Raw genomic sequence first — 16,836 nt, forward strand, 5'->3', positions numbered from 1 at the left:
TGGCTTTTTGAGTCAAAAGATGAGCAATCGGTTTATTATCTTCTTGAAGTATTACGTCCGCGGTTCTTGTGGATTTTAGACTTGGCTTTGGCACGACGCTTCTCTGACGAGCGGCCTCGGCGTAAATGATCAGGCGCTTGAATAGTCGGATCGGGTTCATAACCTTCTAGCCACTCTTGCGGTAAGCGTTTATCAAGCAAATCTTCAATCGCACGCAGTAGTGGCTCTTCATCAACACTCATCAGTGACACCGCACGACCTGTCAGCCCAGCACGACCAGTACGACCAATGCGGTGAACGTAATCTTCCGCTTTAAATGGCATATCGAAATTCACGACATAGCCAAGCTGCTCGATATCCAAACCACGGGCGGCAACATCGGTCGCAATCAATGCACGTACTTTACCTGTTTTGAATTCTTCCAGCGCTCGCTGTCGTGCACCTTGGCTTTTGTCACCATTAATTGATGCCGCTTTAATACCATCAAGTCCCAGCTCTTTCGCTAGCTCATCAGACCCTTGCTTGGTGCGTGTAAACACCAATACTTGCTGCCAATTACGTGAGCCAATAAGGTAAGACAATAATTCACGCTTACGGTGCTTATCCACTGGGTGAACAATTTGCTCAACCGTATCAGCGGCACTGTTTGACGGTGTCACTTCAATTAATGTCGGCTCTTCAAGAATAGAATAAGCGAGGTCTTTCACTTGCTTACCGAATGTCGCAGAGAAAAAGAGTGTCTGACGTTCATTTTTAATACGCTTCATAATGCGTTTAATATCAACAATGAAGCCCATATCCAGCATACGATCCGCTTCATCAAGCACAAAGTATTCAATCTTAGATAAATCAACAGTGCCCACGTGCGCGTGATCAATCAAGCGACCTGGCGTCGCAACCAGAATATCAACGCCCGCTTGTAAAGCTTTTACCTGAACATTCATGCTGGTGCCGCCATAAGCAACCGCCACTTTTAATTCAGTGTGCTTGCTATAGGTGATTAAGCTATCAAAAACTTGCTGCGCTAATTCGCGGGTTGGCGTTAATACCAGAGCGCGTACCGTCGGGCGACCTGCCGCAGAAACTGGCGCTGGTTTTTCTAACATTTGATGTAACAAAGGCAGACCAAACGCAGCGGTTTTACCTGTGCCTGTTTGTGCCCCAGCCATAATGTCTTTTCCTGCAAGTACATGAGGAATGGCTTGTTGCTGTACTGGCGTTGGTGTTTGAAAGCCAAGCTCATCGATTGCTTTCAATAACTGAGGATGAAGCGCCAAAGCGTGGAATGACATTATGTTTACCTGTGACTATGTTGAAGAGCGCGCATAGTAACAGCGTGAGATAAGAGAAGAAATAGTAGAAATGAAATATCCGAAGCCTATTGACCAAGGCTTCGGTTCTTTAGCACTTTCACAAGCAGATTAAGCGATATTTAAGAATGCAGCACCGCGTACACCACCTGAATCACCGTGCTTTGCTTTAATGATTTTAGGCACACGCGCAACTGACAATAAGTGCTTAGCAATACGCTTAGGTAATTCTTGGTACAGAAGCTCAAAGTTTGATAAACCGCCACCTAATACAACCACGTGAGGATCTAGCCCTGTAAATAGATTCGCTAAACAAATTGCAAGTAGCTCAAGAAAACGATCTACGTGCTCAACTGCTTTTTCATCACCAGCTTCGTAGTGCTTAATAATCTCAATCGCTTTTAGTTTCTCACCGTAGTAATGCGCGTAAAGCAATTCGAAACCACGACCTGATAGATAATTATCAATGCAACCTTTGTTATCACAACCACAGGTCAGTAAAGGTGCTTTTTCGCCAAGGTGGAACCACGCATCGATAGGCATACGGGTATGACCAAGCTCACCCGCAACATGGTTCATGCCGGAAAAGACATGGCCGTCATACACTAAACCACCACCAAAACCAGTACCTAAAATAAGACCTAAGACAGATTTTTCACCTTGTAGTGATTCATCCCACGCTTCTGATAACGCAAAACAGTTCGCATCATTATCGATGTTTACGCTACGACCTAGCTTAGACTCTAAATCTTTACGTAAGAAACGACCTTTCGCAGCAGGAATATTAGAGGTAAGTACAGAGCCATCACGCGCATCTTCCATACCCGGAAGACCAAGCCCAACCAGTCCTTCACAGCCAAACTCTTGGTCTGCTTTTTTGATCAGTTCAACAATGGTATCAACTAACTTGTCGTAGTCATCCCCTGGGGTTGGTACGCGCTCAGTCGCGACGCGTTCTAGTTTTTCATTAAATGCGCCAAACTCAATTTTCGTCCCACCTACATCAAACCCGTAGTACATCCTGTTCTCCCAAGAAAAAATAATCAAAAAATCAAACTAAAAAAATTATCCACACTTCTACACCTACAGACTGTGATGTAAACCAAATTTAAGTGGCAATTCACTAGTAACGGCTCGCGTTTGTTGAAAGAAACAGCAAGTTATTACATTTTTTGATTGATAAGCCCTAAAATCTCACATTATCACGCTACTTTAGCTGAATAAATGCACAATAATCATGCGCTAACATATTGAAATATATGTTATACCCTTCGGGATTGGTATGTTTTTAAATCATTCAGTGCTTTTGCATCTGGTAACTGCCGATTCATCTTGCCTGTGATGTAGTGTTCACGGAATACATCAAACCATAGATCTAAGGTTTCAGCATTATTTTGCTCACCAAATACATCAATAATACGCGCAGCAACTTCAGCGGTTCCAAGCTGATTTTCTTTCGATGCAACACGAACGGTATAACGCGACGGTTTCTCTGGGTTAATCGACATCACAGGGTACTTATTCAAGTACGGGCTCTTACGGAACATCTTCTTCGCTTCCGCCCAACTACCGTCAAGCATAATGAATAGCGGGCGTTTCCCAGTTTCAAGTTGAACATCACTAACCACACGATCAGGAGTCGCGTATTCTTCAGGAAAAATCACGTACGGTTGCCATTGTGGATCATCCAGTAATGCCAGCATCTCAGGGTTAGGTTCAGTGCGAGACCAAATATAGGCGAATGTGTCTTGGAATAGATCCGCAATTAAGCGGCCAGTGTTGCTAGGCTTAAGTACTTCATCATCGTACATAACCAATAAAAATGCGGCATTCGATTCAATAATAGGTTTATGACTACAAATACATAAGTGAGGACGCAACATACAGTGACGGCAACGCTCCACTTTCGCACCACGGGCACGGAATGGACGGGTCGAACGCGCAAGGCGTTCTTCATAGAGTTCATGGACAGCGTGAATGCGCATATTGCAGTTAACCTTAAACGAAAAAACGCCAGCATTGTACTGGCGTTAAGCTAAGTTGCAATAGCACTATTTATTGGGGAAACATTATGATTGCTACCAACTTGCTCTAATAGCAGAAATCAGGCAATAAAAAAGGTGGAATCAATCCACCCTTCTCACTTTTCTTAATGCATAGCTACAACTACTGACTAATCGCGCTATCAAATAGGTTCTTCACCAAACCTACGTAATCTTCAAGAAAAGTAATTTGTTCGTTGGTCGGACAGCGTGTCCATGCACCAGCAAGTACCTCACTTAGATCATCAACAACAGCATCAGCTTCTTGCATCAGTTTAAAGCGTAAGTCTTGCTCAATATCCGGGTTCTGGCTAAATACAACCATAAGGTTAGACGCGACCATATCTGTCACAACATCTTCCACTGTTTCAGTACAAGTATCCGTGTTTACATTTTCGAATAACGACAGGTGCTCGGTAAAATATTCTATCAGTGCCAAGTAACCTTCAGATTCAACAACCATATTCGTTCTTCACATTATTTACAATTGGGTCAATTCTAAATAGAAGAGAGATAATTTCAATCCCATTACATCATCTTGTTGCTACACATCAAATCTTGGGAGCCATTTTAACCCATTCGCCCGACCATTAAGCGATAACCACTAGAATTAAGGCATTAAGGTGAAACAACCGCTTCGCTTTCAGCAATAGTCATGTTTGATACTGTGCTCTGATTTCGTCCGTTTTGTTTCGATTCATACAAAGCATTATCCGCATTTTCTAACCAAGTCTCATACGTCCGAAAGCTAGGATTCCACTCGCTAACGCCTAAGCTAATGGTGACATTTATAGAGCGAACATCTACCGATACTGCGGCTTTTTGCACTCGATCACGCAATCGCTCCGTAAAATACAGTCCCATTTCAGCCGTTGTATTCGGTAAAATAACACCGAACTCTTCCCCACCGTATCGGCCTGCAATATCGCTTTGACGTTTAGTTCTTCGCAGTAAACTAGCCACAGTTCGAATGACACCATCACCGGCGACATGACCATAAGTATCATTGACTCGCTTAAAGTGATCGATGTCAAACATAATCAATGTCGCAGGTTGCTGCAATTGACGGCAGCGATCAAACTCTTCAAGTAAACAGCTTTCCCAGTGGCCACGATTATAAAGTTGAGTCAGGCGATCTGTCATACTCAAATGGGTTAGCTGCTCATTAGACTCACGTAAATGCGTTTTGTTTTTTGCAATATCAGACACATCGGTAATCGTCATACAGATATGACTATATTCACCACTTAATGATTTAAGTGGTGTTAATGTCATGTTCTGATACATCAAACTAGAGCCACCCGAGATGGGGCTGAAATTTTGAAAGTTAAAAATCTGCGGGCGATCTTCCCACCCTGTAAAAGAGCGCATGCGTAATTTGAATGTGGATTCAATTTTATTCTTCAACCACGCTACAGGCAGATCTTCGACTACATCAAAAAGATTATGCCCCATGATACTGTCGGTATTAATACCGCTATATGCTTGCATAAAGGTATTCCACGCCATCACGGTGTAATCACGATCAAGGATCACAACACCAGCGTCGATATTATCCATCACTTGTAGCGTTAAGTGAAAATCGGCTAAGTTCATCTGGTTCAATGTAGGGTTTCCATTATTTTTTGTATAACCGAAGTTGAACTGTTATCCATTAAGAACAGCACGTCACAATCTAGATCAAGTGACTCTGCTCGGTAGCCATACTCAATAGTAAAATATTCAGTTGCAGCGTTCTTGGTATTGTCACTCCAGTGCATGTACTCTTCTAACACTATGGGTTGACGTACCGAAAATGGAATATTCATGTGCTCTGTCAACGCACCAAGAAAGGATGACACCATTAAATTAGCAATATCGATAACTATTTCATTTGTGTGATCATCCACTTGACTAAACCCTAGCCGCTGGCCAAAAACTGAAATATCTTTGCCGTGTAAGCGCACTAAAGCTTCACCATAAATACCACCACCAACAAAACGCTGTGAAATAGCTACCGCGTGTTCATTATCACGGATTTCGTTTAACGTCATGGCCAAGCTACTCGCTTCTGTTGTCGCCACAACAGGCAAAGGCATAGTAATAAACTCACCCAAGTGATCAGAAATAATCGCAGCACCACGCCCAAGCGCAACGTTTGCGACCTCTCGAAAAACTTCAATATAGTTTGTTTCCACACAAGGAGATGCTGCATGCGGCAGGGCTGGTGATGTCACTCCAAAGCGACTTAAATTATCAAACAGTTCATTGGGCTCAAAAGGCTTTGCCATAAAATGCTTAACACCCAAAGTCTTACAGCGCGCGATAGCTTGCTGCTGAACATCGGCTGATAAAATAACAACATCGGTGTTATGTTCATTCACGGGCAAATGTTCAAGTAACGTATAACCATCCATGACAGGCATAGTTAAGTCGAGAAACAAAATATCTATGTCATGGTGGCGTAGACATTCAAGCCCCTCTTTGCCATTCAGTGCATAATGCAATACCAAATTATCGATAGAGCAGAGATAACGCGCCATTGTTCGGTGCACGAAAGGTGAGTCGTCACAAATTAGAATGTTATAGTTATGTAACACAGCTCTAGCCAGCCTTGAAAAGGACGTTTTAGATCAGTAATGATAATCAAACGATTTTATATTAGGTATTTTCATGCATGTAAATTTATTCAATAAGTGACACGGATCGTCTTTTTAGATAAAGGTGACATTTTTTTGGCAAATGAAACCATTGTTTTTATGGCTATTTTTTATATCTTCAGCCCAAAAGTACCGTTAAAGACGACAAGTTTACGTCAAATTTAACTCAATATTAACACTGCACAATACCGCTTCTAGCGCCAGTTTTGTCTAGTTTGTCATGCAATCAAAAAATGCAATACAGAATATGGAATGGCTGATAAATAATCGACTAATGTTGTTTTTATTTGAAATTGTTACCTTCAAATATGATTGTGATAAACTCTTCCATCACAAAAACATAACAATCAGGTAGATATATAATGAAAGTGATTCGCTGGATCTTAGGTCGTCTTATCTTGGTACTAAATACAATATTTTCGCCTAAAGGTTTAGCGCGCGAAGCCGATAAACAGCAAGAGGTAAATAATCAAGTTGAGAAATTAAAACTCTATCAATTTGAAGCCTGCCCTTTTTGTGTGAAGGTACGTCGCACTGCAAAACGCCTGAACCTGCCTTTAGAAACACGTGATGCCAAAGTTTCACCATGGGAACAGGAGCTTATTGAGCAAGGTGGTGCCAGAAAAGTACCTTGCCTGCGCATTGAAAAAGAAGACGGCGATATCACTTGGATGTATGAGTCAAACGACATCATCGCTTATCTTGAAAAACGCTTTGCATAAACCTTTACCTGCCACATTCATTATTAAACAGTTTGAGAAATAGAATGAAAAAAACCAAAACCATCACGACCGATGATATTTTATTAAAGCTTTGTCAGTCATTTTCAGGTGTATTATCAACCGCCACAGATACAGATGTTAATTACTCTGCAATGGTGCAAAAGATTAATAAAACCAGCTTAAAACCAGACATTGGTTGTTTCGTTTTATTTGATGGTGGTTTTACAGGCCTTGTTGTTGCCAACTTCTCACAGCATGCTGCACTTGAGCTTTACCAAGAATACATGTTGAAAATGGGTATTCCTGCTGATGAGCTTGCAATCCTGCATACATCAGACGATGTATCTAATGTACTCGGTGAGCTAATGAACCAAGTCATTGGTGATTTCACCAGTAAAATTCGCCGCGAACTGCAAATTTCTATTATGCAGAACCAACCAAAAATGTTGGCGCTAAACAAACAAATTTTACTATCGGTTGATACCAACCTAGACCGCCCTCAGGCTCGTCGTGTTAGTTTTACGACTCAGAAAAACAATATCTTCTACTTAGAATTAGCAATGGATAAAACAGAGTTCATTCAGATCGAAGAGTTTGAACAGCATGCGGCTGTCGACCCAGATAGCTTGATTGAAGAAGAACAAAATAAAAAAGCAGCATCAGGCGAAGCTAAATCAACATCATCAGTATCACAAGCAGAACAAGACCTGCTTGATGAACTAGGTATCTAATACCGATACTCAGTGTCGTAAAAAAGGGCTTGGCATCTATTGCCAAGCCCTTTTTAATGTTGGGTATATCTTCAGATTAGCGGTAACCGTGCTCGTTTTTCCAGCTACGGCTCATTTGATCAATAATACAGCTAGGTAGTGGACGGTGGGCTTGGGATGGTTTTGTAGTTATAGGTCGGTAACCTGCGATTTTTAATCGTAAATCAATCGCTTGGTTAATAGGCATACCTGCTTGAGCAAGATCCCAGCGAAATACCCTTAGTGCCGTATATTCGTGTTGTTCAATGTCACCACCATACGGGTATTTCAGCACTTTATCATAGGCTTGCTTTGCTAGTTCAAAATTAACTTGAATCATAAGCGCCTCCTGTAAACCAGTGTGCATCTTTTGCGTACTGGTTATAACCACAGTATTACGTTACAACGTAGCTGGCAAGTAAAATCACACCTTTTTCTGTCGTTTATTCATTAGTTACAAAAAAACCGAAACACAGTTTCGGTTTTAGCGAGTAAGTCATAATAAAGCTACTTAGGTATATTGAAATTCTTATCATCTGAGCAGGTGAAGGTATAGTAATTCTTCCGCTCGCTAAATACGGTAAAGCCTTTGCCATGACAATAGGCACCATTTAGCTCTTGCATATACGCTAACGTACTTTGATTCTTCACTACAAAGTAACTGTCGTTTTGGCAAATCACTCTTATTTTACCATCGTCACTTTTAGAGAATGCTTTCACTTTCGCACCGCATAAGGCATAGCTCGCTTCTACATAATCATCCGCTTGTTGATCGACCGTTTGACTGCATGCCGTTATTGCTGCTGTAAAGAAAATCACACTAAGTAAACGTATCACTGACACTCTCCTTTTCGATAGTGAAGAATTGTGTTCATTTTCAGTGTAGTAGTTAAGTTTGACGATGGCAGAATAATTACAAGGTGCGAAAGCAAAAAAGACCTAATCGCTAACCTTTTACGTGCTTTTTCTCATCGATGCGACGGCGATGCCAAATTGAATAATGACGTAGCCCAGCAGGGCCGTGCGCAATAAAAACAGATAAAATCAAAATGGTTGCAAAGAGTGCAGGTTTATTTTCAGGAATAATAACAAACGATGCTAACAAGCCCAGCTTTACAAAAGTCAGCACGCCTTTAAGCTGGATTAGCCATAGCTTGGAACTTAGTATTTCTGAAATCATCATCAAGACACCCGTCGCCATGGCTAACACCCACCATATTTGCCATTGATAACTTTCAACCTGGTATAAAATACCGGCGCTGGCCATCGCTATCCCAGTGATATGCAATGCTCGTAACCCTGTTTTACTTAAACGACGAATCCAAAAACGCGTTTCAGACATGCCGAACTCTTCTTGTTTCCCGCGCTTACGTGAAGAGCGAGCAGGCTCTTCCATCATTTTGTTTTTAGAAGCGTATTTTTGGTCGTTTTCTTTAGATTGAGTCATAGCATTTCATCACGAGTTTTAAACGGTTCGATTCTAATCGTTAATGACCAAATATCGAACCCTTGATTTCACTCAGATCGGATATACCTGAAATTTTATGGCTCACCAACAGAAGTGGCAGAAGTGAAAGTCGATATTTCCCCCTCGGTCACTAAAATACAATCCATTCCAGCTGCCAATGCAGCGCTCTGTCCTAGTAAGGTATCTTCAAATACGACACAGTATTTCGGCTCTACACCGACTTGTCTTGCTGCTTCAAGGAAAGTATCAGGGTGAGGTTTATGATTAGCCACATCACTTGCGGTAACGACAGCATCAAGTAGCGGCATCAGACCTGTGACATGTAATAACTCATCTGCGTGGCGACGCATACAACCAGTGCCAACAGCCACTTTTTTATCTTTACGATGTGCTTTCAAAATATCGACCGTAACAGGAATAATATTGCCTTTATGGCTGAGCGATTCGTAGTGCTGAAATTTTGTTTCGGCAAGTAGTTGTGGCTGCTGATCGAGACCAAACTTATCTATGATGGCTTGCGCTGTTTTGATGGTAGGCATGCCACCAAGGCTATGTAACCAAATCGCATCAAAAGGAATACCAAAGTCTTCACATGTTTTTTGCCATGAACCAACATGCGCAGGCATTGAGTCTATCAGGGTGCCATCCATGTCGAAAATCAGCGCTTGATACTTTGAAAGATCCATCTATATTCCCTCTTTCGATACGTGCTATTTGATTAATATCATTAACTCTCACGATATCCGAGAATAGTTCCGTTTACTAGCGCTTATCCAGATGGGCAATACCCCATTTTTTCGCTATACGATCAAAGAAACCCTGCGTCTGTTTTAATGTTACCCAATGGTTCACATAGTTAATCCATACTTGTTCATCATTTGGCATTAGCATGGCTATCGGAGTAGGCCTTTGCATCCCAGCCACGTTAGCCACTGTTAACTTTGGATAACGGCTTGAAAGCGACGCGGCTTCAATATTTGATGTTAGCGTCATGGTAACCCGTTTAGCGAGCAGTTCGTTATACGGGGTACTTCCTGCTACGACCATTTGGTGTTGGGCATCAGGAAAAAGTTCTTTCATGATCATCGCTTGCACCGTCCCCGCTGTTGCAGCAACTTTAACATAGCGAGAATTGAAATCTTGCCAACGCCGAAACTGGTTAAGGCTATCGACATGAACGACAGGCACAAAAGCCAGATAGAAGTAAGGTTTGCTATAGCCTGCGACTTTAGCGCGCTGCATATTCAATGATGCACTGCCCGTTATGTCGTATTTATCAGTGACTACACCACTAACAAGCGTTCGCCAATCTGCTGCAACATACTCAACAGTCACACCTAGATCTTTAGCCAGTTCAGTAGTGATATCTATATCGAACCCTTTATAGAAATTAGTCGCAGGATCACGCATTGTCATAGGGTGCCAATCACCCGTCGTTCCCACTCGAAGTACGCCACGATCAATGATTTCTTGCAGACGACTTTTCGCAGCCATTGCAGGCGATAAACTCAGCACAATACCGCACAATACCGCACAAATAAATTTCACCGAAGGATTCAGGAACAACGTTAGCTGCATAACGACCTCTCAAGGTTAGCGAACGTATTTAACCAAAACTCACCAGAGCCATGATGTAAACACATTCATTAAACATAGCAGTCTTTTACACTGATAAATAACAAATTAATCACATTTAACATTGGCCGTAGGCATGCTGCCATCGCCGTTTTATCGGCTATGCCCTTTCAAAAACACCTCGACACAAGATTCAAGATACTCCTTATTTTGCTGTTCTGAATCTTCAATTTTTTGTCCCAAGTAAGCCCAATAAAGTACCTTTCCATGTGCCATCAATAATAGCTGCATCGCCGCATCATGAGCCGGTAAGGCTAAACTAATCACTTGTTTATCGTGCTGAACTTGTAAGTATTGCGCTAACATGTCTGTTGTTGCTTGTGGGCCCGCTTGTAAATATACCTGGGCTAATTGAGGGTGTGTATCACTCTGGCTAACCGCCGCTCGGTAAGTTTGACAGGCTTCTTCGCTCAGCAGCATAGACTGAAAACGAAACACAAACTCTTTCAGTACAATATCAATGCTCCGATGATCCTCAAGCAAAGAGCCATCGAGCTGATTATCAACACATTTAGCTCGAATACAGGTATCAAAAAGATCATCTTTGGTCTTAAAGTGCGCATACACGGTCTGTTTTGAAACCTCCGCTTTGAGCGCAATCGTATCCATACTCACCCCATAGCCTTGTTCGCAAAACAATACACTTGCGGCCTTCAAAATCTGCTGTTTTTTTTGCTCACTTCGTGTTGTCACAATATCGCCTCACACAAACAATTTATTATCATTACCATTACAATCATACTAGACAGTCTAGTTTAATTCGTATATTTTTTAATCATACACTTTTCTTGTTCTATTGATAGATACACAGGAACCGATATGCCCTTTTCTGCAAAACGTTTTTCACTTCTACCGATAGGGCTAGCGATAGGCTTTTTGATCGGATCAAGCCTATTAATAGGATGTAATAGCTCAACAGCTGAGTCTGGTGACACCCCCGACATGGTACAAACCATCAAGGTTAATAGTGTTACCTTAGAGGCTAAGGATAGTTATCAAGTACAGCGTGAATACGTCGGGACAATACAAGCGGGGCAGCAAGCAAAACTAGGGTTTGAATTAAGCGGTAAAATCGCGCAATTGTTGGTCGATGTGGGTGACACGGTCAAACTGGGCGATCCTATGGTGATCCTTGATACACAGCTATTAAATACCGAGGCCGATCAACTAAAAGCACAGCAGGCACAAATAACGGCTCAACTCGATCTGGTGGAAGCAAACTTAAAGCGACAACGCTCATTAAAGAAAAAAGGGTTCAGCGCTGAGTCTGAAATCGATACCTTAAATAGCCAACGCAACGTATTACGTGCAAATTACCGTCAGCTCAATGCATCATTGGCAGCCAATCAATTACAGCAACAAAAATCGACCATTTATGCCCCTTACAAGGGTACGGTTAGTGCTCGTCATATATCAAAGGGCGATGTCGTTAGCATGGGCTCTCCTACCCTAACGTTACTCGCCACGACCCAGCAAGAAGCACATATAGGTTTACCTGCTAAACAACTGAGTAAACTTAAACAACAAAATCATGAACACAGTAATGCATGGTCAGTACGTGTTGGACAACTGCGTTACCCTGTCACCCTGTTAAACCCAGGTGCACGGGTTGATGTAAATTCTCGTACTGTTCAACTTCGCTTTGCTTTGCCTGATAGCGCACAAGTTATTGATGGTGAGTTGGCCTATTTAGCGTTTCAAGATAAACATCTCGCGGCCGGTTACTGGGTACCACTTTCAGCACTTACCGATGGTATTCGAGGAGTATGGAACGTATTCGCGCTTAACCCCGATGATTCGTCTTACACCGTTGAACGTCGTAGTGTACAGGTATTATTCGCCAACAATGATCAGGCTTTTATCAAGGGTGCTATCGAACCTGGAGAAAAAATTGTTGCAGATGGCCTTCATCGTTTAGTCCCCGGTCAAACGGTATCATTAGCAAAAAAGTTTCCCCTCCCTCTGAACAATGAGGGAGCATAAACTATGTTTACAATCATTAATAACACACGGCTGCTGATCTTAGCTGTTGCTTTATTGGTCGTCAGTGGCCTATCGGCCCTTAATACCCTTCCCCGAGCAGAAGACCCTATCATCAAGAATCGACACGCCAGTATTATCACCCACTATCCAGGTGCAACAGCTGAACGAGTTGAAGCCTTAGTCACAGAAAAGTTAGAAACCGAGCTACGCCAGTTGGATGAAATAAAAGACCTAACCTCTGTCTCTCGTCCCGGTATTTCAGTGATCACCATTGAGCTAAAAGACAATATTACAGACAGCGAACCCGTTTGGTCGCGAGCTCGAGATAAGCTATCCGATGCCGAGCCCCGGCTGCCAAAGGGATCTTCTCGTCCAGATTTGGATAGCGATCATACCTATGCCTTCACTGCTATCACCGCCCTGACCTGGCAAGGGAAATCAGACCCCGATCTGCTGACCATGCGCCGCTATGCCACCGAATTAGGTAATCGCCTGCGTAATTTGAGCGGCACTGAATTTGTTGATGAATATGGTATGCCAGATGAAGAAATTCTTGTCAGTATTGATCCTGCAGCCGCCAGTGCACTGGGGCGCTCTTCAATATCAATATCAAATGCCATAGCAGGTGCTGACGCTAAAAACTCCGCAGGCGAATTAGTAAACCGTCATAACCGCTTCACGCTAGAAGTGGCCGATGCTTTAAATTCGGTTGATCGCGTCAAGCGTGTACCTGTTGCTATTGACGACAATGGGCATGTTATCCGCCTTGAAGATATTGCAGACGTTGAACGCACCGCAGCTACCCCGCCCACACAGCTGGCCTATCTCCATGGTCAGCCTGCGGTGATCGTAGCTGCTCGTATGCAACCGCAGCTTAGAGTCGATAATTGGATGCAACGTGTACGTCTTTTTTTAGATGCCTACCAACAAGAGTTGCCAAGTAATATCAAAGTGAACCTGATTTTTGAACAACAAAGCTATACCGATAATCGACTGTCCGATCTTACCAATAGCTTGCTGATAGGCTTTTCGATCATTTTGGTTGTCTTACTACTCACTCTTGGATTTCGCTCAGCAGTCATCGTAGCACTATCACTACCGCTAACCAGTCTATTAACGCTAACCATGATGAAATTCACAGGGCTTCCTATTAATCAAATGTCAGTCACTGGTTTGATTGTGGCGCTGGGTATCATGGTAGATAACGCCATTGTTATGGTGGATACCATTCAACATTACCGCCAGCAAGGCGTTCAGAAAATACAATCGGCGATCAATGCCATCCACCACTTATGGATCCCTTTATTGGGTTCAACCTTAACCACGGTATTAGCATTCGCCCCTATCTTCTTGATGCCCGGCCCTGCGGGTGAGTTTGTTGGCGCTATTGCTGTGACTGTTTCTTTCTCGCTTATTGGTTCTTACATTATCTCGCATACCGTAGTGGCTGGATTTGCTTCTCGTTGGCTACCTCGCGCAAGTCACCATTCACAAGCTTGGTATCATACTGGTATTCACCTCCCTAAACTGAGCCATGTATTCAAACGGTCTATCAACTCAAGTATTAAACACCCTTTAATTACCGCATTACTCGTAGCCATTATTCCTTTTGCGGGCTTTTGGGGCGCGACGCAACTTACCGAGCAATTCTTCCCACCATCTGATCGTGATATGTTTGAAATTCAGCTTTTCATGCCGCCTCAGTCCAGTATCTACGCCACCGCAGATGCTACGGCACAGGTTGATAAAATCATGGCCGAGTATGCCAAGATTGAACAAGTTAACTGGCTGGTTGGCACTAACTTCCCCTCGTTTTACTACAACTTGGTTGCAGGCCAACGAGGGGCGCCCTACTTTGCTCAAGCCATGGTAAAAATGTCAGACTTTAGCGCCGCAAATAAGCTGATCCCTGAACTGCAACAACAATTAGATAACGCATTACCTCAAGCTCAAATTCTGGTTCGTAAGCTTGAGCAGGGGCCTCCGTTTAATGCGCCAATTGAAGTGCGTGTACTCGGTGCTAATTTAGATCGATTAAAAAGCATTGGCGAAGATATTCGTCTGATTATGGCGCAAACGCCAGATGTAACACACACACGTGAAACGCTACAGCCAGGTACACCTAAAGTTTGGGTGAGCGTTAATGAAGAAGCCAGCCAGCTCAGTGGGTTAACGCTGGCAGACTTTGCCAACCTACTACAGGCTTCCTTATCAGGCAGTGTTAATGGCTCCATCATCGAAGCCACTGAATCAATACCTGTTCGCGTTCGTGTCAGCGATACAGGCCGTGAGAATATCACTCATCTTAGTAATTTGCGCCTGCCCGTAAAATCGCAAAATGAAGCCACGGGCTTGCCTGTTTCTGCGCTTGCTGAATTGTCTTTAACACCAAGTCGTGGTGCGATTCCTCGCCGTAATGGCGAACGTGTCAACGTTATAGAAGGGTATCTTCGTGCGGGTGTACTACCACAAACTGCACTCGATCACTTTAAAGCACATTTAGCTGACTACCAGCAAACACTGCCTTCAGGCTATCGTATTGAATTTGGTGGTGAATCTGCAGAACGAGATGAGTCTGTTGGGAACCTAATGTCTAATCTTATGATGGTTATTACGCTTTTGATCATGGTTGTCGTACTTTCCTTCAACTCATTTAGACTCAGCCAGATCATTTTTACGGTCGGCTTTTTAGCGGCTGGCTTAGGGCTCTTCTCTGTTTGGCTATTTAACTACCCATTCGGCTTTACTGTCATTATTGGGATATTGGGCTTAGTAGGACTGGCAATAAATGCAGCAATTGTCATTCTTGCCGAGTTAAAGTCTTGCCCGAATGCAGTGAAAGGCGATCAAGATGCTATTTTGAGCGCTGTAATGAGTTGTACTCGCCATATAACATCAACCACGATAACAACAGTAGGAGGCTTTATGCCATTAATTGTTGCAGGTGGCGGGTTCTGGCCTCCGTTCGCTATCACAATAGCAGGCGGCACCCTGCTCACGACTATGGTTTCATTTTACTTTGTTCCCGCCATGTTTCGTGTTGCTGTAATGAAAAAACCGTTAGACGTTAGCTCGGCGACTACACCTATGAATGTTTAGGTATGTCTTAATAAACCAAATCACAGGTATTCAATAACTTCTGATAAGCACTTTCAAACCCCTCGTTTGGAAAATACTCATCATTAATCAGCAAGCTCTTACTACCGCTCCACTGGGCCAGCGTTGAGCCATTACCATAAGGCATACTATAAATAGTAAAGTGGCGATCACGGCGTTGGTATATCAGGTTTGCAGGTAAACGTCGGCTACGTAAATTTTGATTCATGTAATAATGAAACTCGCCTTGGCAATTACGTAAAACATACGAACCACCTTCACTACGTATCGCAATATAAGGCTGCTGAGTTTCGTCAAAATACCCTTCGTGCCATATTCCATACTCTCTGACCAGCTTAATCAAAGGCAAAGCTTTAGGCTTTTCAGGAATACTAGTAACCATTGATGCTTGAAGCTGATCATTCTGCTTATCGAGATCATCAGGGTGTGTATTCACTATCATAGGCTGTGAGTTCACCTTAACAGTTGGTGAATCAAACAAAGCCAGAATAGTTTGAATATGTTCACCCGCTGGTAATAGCATCATGGTAATAACCAGCAATGGCAGGCTAAATGCCACCCAAACTTTACGTTTATGGTTAACGCCTACCGTTTTAGCTTGCTTGAATACAGTCCCTACCCCTTGAAACGATGAATTTGGCTTCGTCGTTGCCGAAATGTCGGTGGTCAATGGTCGGATAGGATTTATTGATTTTGCCGTACGAAGCTCAATTTGCAGATCCGTGATATCACGCTTCAAACGTACATTCTCACGCTTGAGTTGGGTTAACTCATAGTCATCGGAAGATTGTTGGGCGTTTGTGCTACGAAGGTGTTTAAGCTCAGCTTCCGTTTTACGTAGTTTAACTTGTGAATCATCATATACAGCGCGAAGTTCTTCATGAATTTTTTCAAGCGTATCAAGCTGCTGCTGCAATTTATCTGCACGACTATCTTTCTTGACTACGGTACGAATAGCTTCACTAGCACCATTGCCTTTCATCACTTGCTCATAAGCTTGACGCACCATCTGCATCAAGGCCTTAGACCCCCCTTTATCAGGGTGAGAGCGGTTGGATAGCATTTTGTAGCGCTTTTTAATGTCTTCGCGAGACATAGAAGCGGTAGTGCCAAGTATATCGTGAAAAGATGTCATGTAATCGTAATGCCAATGAAATTCGCTTATGGATAA

The 16,836-nt window shown here is 42.9% G+C and carries 17 protein-coding genes; 4 read left to right on the forward strand and 13 right to left on the reverse strand.

Going from position 1 to position 16,836, the window contains the following annotated elements; genetic code table 11:
- Positions 1-35 precede the first annotated feature (35 nt).
- From L4C35_RS02095 to L4C35_RS02120, 6 genes are all read right to left on the reverse strand, one after another.
- Positions 36-1,292 (reverse strand): DEAD/DEAH box helicase, encoded by a 1,257-nt coding sequence (locus L4C35_RS02095; RefSeq protein WP_428461324.1) that lies wholly within the window; start codon positions 1,290-1,292, stop codon positions 36-38.
- Positions 1,293-1,421: 129 nt separating this feature from the next.
- Entirely contained in the window at positions 1,422-2,330 is a 909-nt protein-coding gene (gene nagK / locus L4C35_RS02100) for an N-acetylglucosamine kinase (RefSeq protein WP_428461325.1), read from the reverse strand.
- Between the two features lie 242 nt (positions 2,331-2,572).
- A complete protein-coding gene (locus L4C35_RS02105; RefSeq protein ID WP_428461326.1) occupies positions 2,573-3,295 on the reverse strand; it encodes a tRNA-uridine aminocarboxypropyltransferase in 723 nt (240 codons plus the stop codon).
- A 181-nt stretch (positions 3,296-3,476) separates the two neighbouring features.
- A complete protein-coding gene (locus L4C35_RS02110; RefSeq protein ID WP_428461327.1) occupies positions 3,477-3,815 on the reverse strand; it encodes a DUF3802 family protein in 339 nt (112 codons plus the stop codon).
- A 155-nt stretch (positions 3,816-3,970) separates the two neighbouring features.
- A complete protein-coding gene (locus L4C35_RS02115; RefSeq protein ID WP_428461328.1) occupies positions 3,971-4,957 on the reverse strand; it encodes a sensor domain-containing diguanylate cyclase in 987 nt (328 codons plus the stop codon).
- Positions 4,954-5,874 (reverse strand): response regulator, encoded by a 921-nt coding sequence (locus tag L4C35_RS02120; RefSeq protein WP_428461329.1) that lies wholly within the window; start codon positions 5,872-5,874, stop codon positions 4,954-4,956. Before L4C35_RS02120 ends, L4C35_RS02115 begins: the two co-directional genes overlap by 4 nt.
- Positions 5,875-6,353: 479 nt before the next feature.
- Here L4C35_RS02120 and L4C35_RS02125 point away from each other — a divergent pair, with 479 nt between their 5' ends.
- Both L4C35_RS02125 and L4C35_RS02130 read left to right on the forward strand, forming a co-directional pair.
- Complete coding sequence (locus L4C35_RS02125) at positions 6,354-6,713, forward strand: glutathione S-transferase N-terminal domain-containing protein (protein ID WP_428461330.1); 360 nt, start codon at positions 6,354-6,356, stop codon at positions 6,711-6,713.
- Between the two features lie 44 nt (positions 6,714-6,757).
- Positions 6,758-7,444, forward strand: a complete 687-nt coding sequence (locus L4C35_RS02130) for a DUF3334 family protein (protein WP_428461331.1) — start codon at positions 6,758-6,760, stop codon at positions 7,442-7,444.
- A gap of 76 nt (positions 7,445-7,520) precedes the next feature.
- On the opposite strand, the gene L4C35_RS02135 is transcribed toward L4C35_RS02130, so the two are convergent.
- From L4C35_RS02135 to L4C35_RS02160, 6 genes are all read right to left on the reverse strand, one after another.
- Positions 7,521-7,802: a hypothetical protein gene (locus L4C35_RS02135; protein WP_428461332.1), complete on the reverse strand. Its 282-nt coding sequence runs from the start codon at positions 7,800-7,802 to the stop codon at positions 7,521-7,523.
- 167 nt (positions 7,803-7,969) lie between these two features.
- Positions 7,970-8,299: a hypothetical protein gene (locus L4C35_RS02140; protein WP_428461333.1), complete on the reverse strand. Its 330-nt coding sequence runs from the start codon at positions 8,297-8,299 to the stop codon at positions 7,970-7,972.
- A 109-nt stretch (positions 8,300-8,408) separates the two neighbouring features.
- Positions 8,409-8,909: a hypothetical protein gene (locus L4C35_RS02145; RefSeq protein ID WP_428461334.1), complete on the reverse strand. Its 501-nt coding sequence runs from the start codon at positions 8,907-8,909 to the stop codon at positions 8,409-8,411.
- Positions 8,910-9,004: 95 nt separating this feature from the next.
- Positions 9,005-9,616, reverse strand: a complete 612-nt coding sequence (locus tag L4C35_RS02150; protein ID WP_428461335.1) for a beta-phosphoglucomutase family hydrolase — start codon at positions 9,614-9,616, stop codon at positions 9,005-9,007.
- A gap of 76 nt (positions 9,617-9,692) precedes the next feature.
- Complete coding sequence (locus tag L4C35_RS02155) at positions 9,693-10,478, reverse strand: transporter substrate-binding domain-containing protein (protein ID WP_428461551.1); 786 nt, start codon at positions 10,476-10,478, stop codon at positions 9,693-9,695.
- 180 nt (positions 10,479-10,658) lie between these two features.
- On the reverse strand, positions 10,659-11,258 hold the full coding sequence (locus L4C35_RS02160) for a TetR/AcrR family transcriptional regulator (protein ID WP_428461336.1): 600 nt from the start codon (positions 11,256-11,258) through the stop codon (positions 10,659-10,661).
- A 126-nt stretch (positions 11,259-11,384) separates the two neighbouring features.
- Between L4C35_RS02160 and L4C35_RS02165 the strand changes: the two genes are divergently transcribed.
- On the forward strand, positions 11,385-12,548 hold the full coding sequence (locus L4C35_RS02165; protein ID WP_428461337.1) for an efflux RND transporter periplasmic adaptor subunit: 1,164 nt from the start codon (positions 11,385-11,387) through the stop codon (positions 12,546-12,548).
- Positions 12,549-12,551: 3 nt separating this feature from the next.
- A complete protein-coding gene (locus L4C35_RS02170) occupies positions 12,552-15,647 on the forward strand; it encodes an efflux RND transporter permease subunit (protein WP_428461338.1) in 3,096 nt (1,031 codons plus the stop codon).
- Between the two features lie 7 nt (positions 15,648-15,654).
- On the opposite strand, the gene L4C35_RS02175 is transcribed toward L4C35_RS02170, so the two are convergent.
- Complete coding sequence (locus tag L4C35_RS02175; RefSeq protein WP_428461339.1) at positions 15,655-16,800, reverse strand: DnaJ domain-containing protein; 1,146 nt, start codon at positions 16,798-16,800, stop codon at positions 15,655-15,657.
- Positions 16,801-16,836 lie beyond the last annotated feature (36 nt).

It is taken from the genome of Photobacterium kagoshimensis (assembly GCF_050337045.1).
In the GTDB taxonomy this organism is placed as follows: Bacteria; Pseudomonadota; Gammaproteobacteria; order Enterobacterales; family Vibrionaceae; genus Photobacterium; species Photobacterium kagoshimensis.

Excerpts from the sequence above, each read along its gene's own strand:
- L4C35_RS02170 (WP_428461338.1), top strand. The coding sequence starts at position 12,552 with ATGTTTACAATCATTAATAACACACGGCTGCTGATCTTAGCTGTTGCT.
- L4C35_RS02150 (WP_428461335.1), bottom strand. The coding sequence starts at position 9,616 with ATGGATCTTTCAAAGTATCAAGCGCTGATTTTCGACATGGATGGCACC.
- L4C35_RS02130 (WP_428461331.1), top strand. The coding sequence starts at position 6,758 with ATGAAAAAAACCAAAACCATCACGACCGATGATATTTTATTAAAGCTT.
- L4C35_RS02105 (WP_428461326.1), bottom strand. The coding sequence starts at position 3,295 with ATGCGCATTCACGCTGTCCATGAACTCTATGAAGAACGCCTTGCGCGT.
- L4C35_RS02165 (WP_428461337.1), top strand. The coding sequence starts at position 11,385 with ATGCCCTTTTCTGCAAAACGTTTTTCACTTCTACCGATAGGGCTAGCG.
- L4C35_RS02120 (WP_428461329.1), bottom strand. The coding sequence starts at position 5,874 with ATGGCGCGTTATCTCTGCTCTATCGATAATTTGGTATTGCATTATGCA.
- L4C35_RS02110 (WP_428461327.1), bottom strand. The coding sequence starts at position 3,815 with ATGGTTGTTGAATCTGAAGGTTACTTGGCACTGATAGAATATTTTACC.
- L4C35_RS02175 (WP_428461339.1), bottom strand. The coding sequence starts at position 16,800 with ATGACATCTTTTCACGATATACTTGGCACTACCGCTTCTATGTCTCGC.
- L4C35_RS02145 (WP_428461334.1), bottom strand. The coding sequence starts at position 8,909 with ATGACTCAATCTAAAGAAAACGACCAAAAATACGCTTCTAAAAACAAA.
- L4C35_RS02095 (WP_428461324.1), bottom strand. The coding sequence starts at position 1,292 with ATGTCATTCCACGCTTTGGCGCTTCATCCTCAGTTATTGAAAGCAATC.
- L4C35_RS02135 (WP_428461332.1), bottom strand. The coding sequence starts at position 7,802 with ATGATTCAAGTTAATTTTGAACTAGCAAAGCAAGCCTATGATAAAGTG.
- L4C35_RS02125 (WP_428461330.1), top strand. The coding sequence starts at position 6,354 with ATGAAAGTGATTCGCTGGATCTTAGGTCGTCTTATCTTGGTACTAAAT.
- nagK (WP_428461325.1), bottom strand. The coding sequence starts at position 2,330 with ATGTACTACGGGTTTGATGTAGGTGGGACGAAAATTGAGTTTGGCGCA.